Source organism: Pedobacter sp. 01T416_2, assembly GCF_056398925.1.
In genome coordinates this window covers 1-4,529 of the sequence record NZ_JBFTQI010000491.1, presented here as the reverse complement: position 1 = coordinate 4,529, position 4,529 = coordinate 1, and the positions used below count along the sequence as shown (strand labels likewise).

Genomic DNA, 4,529 nt, shown 5'->3' with positions numbered 1-4,529 from the left:
CCTCTTACCCTGGTTAATTTTAATCGTTGCGGGGTATTTATTTATCTCCAAAAAGTTCAGCATCAATACCTCTGTAGAGAGCAAACATCAGCTTCTGGTAGAGAAAATTGAGGCCATTGGTAAATTGGAGCTGGTAAGGTACCAGATTAGCGATGTTTTAGAACATAAAAATAAAACAGACTTTTTACCCGAAGCAAGTGTTTTATTGATTGTTAAAGCCGAAGCAGTAGGTTGTATCGACTTAACAAAAATTACCCGTGAAGATATTGATATTGATGCGGACACCGCTGTAGTAAATTTGCCACAGCCTGAAATATGTTATGTAAAAATCGACCATAAAAATTCGCGTGTTTACGATACGAAAATGGCTTTCTTCCGCGAAGCCGGTTTGGTAGATGAAGCGTATAAAGCAGCCGAAAGACAAGTAACTGCTGAGGTTAAAAAATCGAGTATTTTAACACAAACAAAAACCAATGCTACAACGGTACTTAAACCGATTATAGAAGGTTTGGGCTATAAGAATGTGAGGTTTACTTTTGAGTAGGGCTTAGAAGGTTTAAGGTTAAGCGATCGTCACCCTGAATTTATTTCAGGGTCTTTTTGGAAAGAGTAGAACTAGTAAAACTTCGGAGGTTTGCAGGATAGATGCTGATCCCGAAGGTTCGGGACAGCATGACGACATAACCAAATCTTATTTCAAAAAATCTTCTCTATGTGGATTAAAAATATCAATCAATAAACCCGCTTCTAAACAAAATACACCATGAAATACATTTGATGGGGCAAAGAAAACATCACCTTCATTTAAAATTTTCTTATCATCACCCATGGTTACTTCAAAACTTCCTTTTGCTACATAGCTCATTTGTAAATGAGGATGATTGTGAATGGTACCAATGGCATCTTTTTCAAATTCCACTTTAACCAACATCAACTGATTATCGTAAGCCATAATTTTGCGTTTAACGCCTGCTCCTAAATCTTCCCAATCAATATCGCTGTCAGCAATTAATGCCTTGTTGCTTAAGTCTTTGAAATTCATTTTTCTCTATTAAGATGTGTCATGTTGAGCTTGTCGAAACACTGTGATTGTCCTTCGACAGGCTCAGGATGACAAAGGAATTAAATTATACTTTGCGTGCTTAGCGAAAAACTTTGCGCCCTTCGCGGTTAAATAACCTTAAACCAAATACTCAAACAAAGTCTGATCCTGGTTTAGCTCAATAATTTCAAATTTAAAATCTTTCATGCGTTGTAATAAACTTGCATAATCGTTTTTATTAGAAAGTTCAATACCAACCAAAGCGGGGCCATTTTCTTTATTTGTTTTTTTAATAAACTCGAAACGGGTAATGTCATCCTGTGGACCTAAAACTTCATTCACAAATAACTTTAAAGCACCTGGTCTTTGTGGGAAACGTACAATGAAATAATGTTTCAAGCCTTCGAAAAGCAAAGATTTCTCTTTAATCTCCTGCATACGCTCAATATCGTTATTTCCACCGCTTACGATACAAACTACCGTTTTACCGGCAATCTGGTCTTTAAGCTGATCTAATGCAGCCACAGACAGTGCTCCCGCAGGTTCAACCACAATGGCATCTTCGTTATACAATTTTAAAATGGTCGTACAGATTTTTCCTTCAGGGATTAAATGCATCTGATCAAGCAGTTCCTTACAATATTCGTAAGTGATATGGCCAATTCTTTTTACAGCTGCACCATCCACAAATCGGTCTATTTCTTCTAAGGTAAACGGACCACCATATTCCATCGCCGTAACCATTGATGGTGCACCAAGTGGTTCAACACCAACTAATTTCACTTCAGGCTTAACGGTTTTCATGTAAGCGCTTACACCCGATGCCAAACCGCCTCCACCAACCGGCATTACAATCATATCCAGGTCAGGTAGATCTTCGTAAATTTCTACACCAACCGTTGCCTGTCCTTCAATTACTTTTTCATCATCGAAAGGTGGAATAAAAGTGGCTGATTTTTCGGCACTATAAGCTAAAGCTTCTTTTAAACAATCATCAAAAGTATCGCCTACTAAAACCACTTCAACATTGTCGCCACCAAACATGTAAGTTTGTTTAACCTTTTGTTTCGGTGTAATCTCTGGCATAAAAATCACCCCTTTAATGCCGAGTTTTTTACATGAATAGGCCACGCCTTGTGCATGGTTCCCCGCACTTGCACAAACTACACCGTTAATTAATGCATCTTGTGGCAAGGAGCTAATTTTATTGTAAGCACCACGCAATTTGTACGAGCGTACAATTTGCAAGTCTTCTCTTTTTAAATAAATATTGGCATTGTAATGAGCAGAAAGTCCGGCGTTAAACTCTAAAGGTGTACGTTTTACCACCCCTTTTAACCTTTGCGATGCAGATAAAAAATCTAATGTATTCGGTGTTGTAGTATTCATTGTTGTAGTATCAAGTAGAGAGAATCAAGTACCAAGACTGATATTCTCTTATATTTTTTGTAAAGCAGGGTTTGGTGTTCCATCGGTTGCAGCTGTCCTGCTTTACATTTTATTTCGCTGCGCTTCATGCTCATTTCAATCAGGTTTAGGTGAACTAAGTGTTTGTGTTTCAAACTTAAATCCTCCCCTGTCCCCTCCCAAAGGGGGGCACCCCTCAAAGTTTTTTTGAGGCAATTCGCCGATCGCTTTTAGCTTTGGTCCTTAACCTTTCAGCTTTTACGCCAAATGCAAAGCAACCAATTGGTTTAAATCGTAATCGTTAATGCCTTGTTTGCTATCGGCTAAAACCAAAAATTGTTTGTAAACAATATCTAAATGATCTTTTTCCAATTTATGGCCTAAACGGTCTAAATGGTGTTTTAAAGCATGGCGTCCGCTTCTTGCAGTCAATACAATAGTTGCATCAGGGAAACCAACATCTTCTGGTTTAATAATTTCGTAGTTTTCACGGTTTTTCAAGAAACCATCCTGGTGGATACCTGAGCTATGTGAAAATGCATTTCCACCAACAATTGCTTTGTTCGGTTGTACCGGCATGTTCATCTGGTTCCGCACCATATGGCTCATTTCATAGAAACGGGTCGCATCAATTTGGGTGTTTAAGCCTAAAATCTTGTGCGTTTTCAAAATCATGACGACTTCTTCCATAGATGTATTGCCTGCACGCTCTCCGATGCCGTTAATGGTACATTCTACCTGGCGGGCACCATTTTGTAAGCCTGCGATAGAATTCGCTGTAGCCAAGCCTAAATCGTTGTGGCAGTGCACAGAGATAATGGCTTTATCGATATTTTTTACGTTCTCTTTCAAAAAAAGAATTTTCGAGCCATACTGATCTGGTAAGCAATATCCGTTGGTATCTGGAATATTTACCACGGTGGCACCGGCAGCAATTACTGCTTCAACCATTTTAGCTAAAAATTCGATATCGGCACGGCCGGCATCCTCTGCGTAGAATTCAACATCTTCCACAAATTTTTTCGAATACCTTACGGCTTCAACAGCACGTTCCAAAATTTCTTCGCGGGTACTGTTAAACTTATGTTTAATGTGGAAATCGGATGAACCGATCCCTGTGTGGATACGTGGTCTTTTTGCATAACGTAAAGCATCTGCAGCAACATCGATATCATTTTTATTTGCACGGGTTAACGCACAGATAATCGGGTTGGTAACTGCTTTTGATAATTCAATTACACTGTTAAAATCTCCTGGACTAGATACCGGGAAACCAGCTTCAATCACATCAACACCTAAAAGCTCAAGTGATTTAGCGATTTCTACTTTTTGGTTTGTATCTAACTGGCAGCCTGGAACCTGCTCACCGTCACGCAATGTCGTGTCGAAAATATAAACTTTGTTTGGGTCGTGAATCATAATCTTAAGTTTAGGAAGTGATTAATTTTTGTGATAAGAATTTAAGAACCAATTTGCCCATTTCGGCTGTGCCTAAAACTTTAAACCGGTTTGTATTTTGGTCGGCAATGTCATGTGTTCTAAAACCTTCTTTCAATACCTGGTCGATGGTGTCAACCAATAATTTGGCTTCTTCTTTTAGTCCGAAGCCAATTTCTAACATTAGTGCTGCCGATAGGATAGAAGCCAATGGATTAGCTAAATCTTTACCTGCAATATCGTGTGCAGAACCGTGGATCGGCTCGAAGAAACCTGTGCTTTCGCCAACAGATGCCGAAGCCAGCATACCCATTGAACCTGCAATCTGCGAAGCCTCATCTGTTAAAATATCTCCAAATAAATTGGCGGTTAAAACCACATCGAATTTTTTAGGGTTTTTGATCAACTGCATGGCTGCATTATCGATAAACATATGCTCTGTTTCTACATCAGGATATTGTTTTGCAATTTCCTGAACAGTTTCGCGCCATAAGCGAGAGCTTTCTAAAACATTGGCTTTATCTACCGAACATAATCTTTTGTTACGTTGCTGTGCAGCCTGGTAAGCTTTATGTGCAATGCGTTCTACTTCATAACGGTGGTAAATCATTAAATCTGAAGCCGTATTACGGTCCTCCGAGCG

5 protein-coding genes are annotated in these 4,529 nt (G+C 39.1%); 1 reads left to right on the top strand and 4 read right to left on the bottom strand.

Translation table 11 applies throughout. The features are described 5' to 3' along the window. On the top strand, nucleotides 1-544 hold a 544-nt coding region (locus AC1DPQ_RS18715; protein WP_477610508.1), incomplete at its 5' end, for a DUF4230 domain-containing protein. A 147-nt stretch (nucleotides 545-691) separates the two neighbouring features. Here the strand turns inward: AC1DPQ_RS18715 and AC1DPQ_RS18710 are convergent. The 4 genes from AC1DPQ_RS18710 to AC1DPQ_RS18695 all read right to left on the bottom strand — a co-directional run. Further along, on the bottom strand, nucleotides 692-1,042 hold the full coding sequence (locus AC1DPQ_RS18710) for a cupin domain-containing protein (RefSeq protein WP_477582595.1): 351 nt from the start codon (nucleotides 1,040-1,042) through the stop codon (nucleotides 692-694). A 138-nt stretch (nucleotides 1,043-1,180) separates the two neighbouring features. Continuing rightward, a complete protein-coding gene (ilvA, locus tag AC1DPQ_RS18705) occupies nucleotides 1,181-2,431 on the bottom strand; it encodes a threonine ammonia-lyase IlvA (RefSeq protein ID WP_215125555.1) in 1,251 nt (416 codons plus the stop codon). 276 nt (nucleotides 2,432-2,707) lie between these two features. Beyond that, complete coding sequence (locus AC1DPQ_RS18700) at nucleotides 2,708-3,868, bottom strand: 2-isopropylmalate synthase (RefSeq protein WP_083488690.1); 1,161 nt, start codon at nucleotides 3,866-3,868, stop codon at nucleotides 2,708-2,710. Between the two features lie 10 nt (nucleotides 3,869-3,878). Next, nucleotides 3,879-4,529 (bottom strand): isocitrate/isopropylmalate family dehydrogenase (locus AC1DPQ_RS18695; protein ID WP_477610507.1); only part of this gene is annotated, 651 nt, incomplete at its 5' end.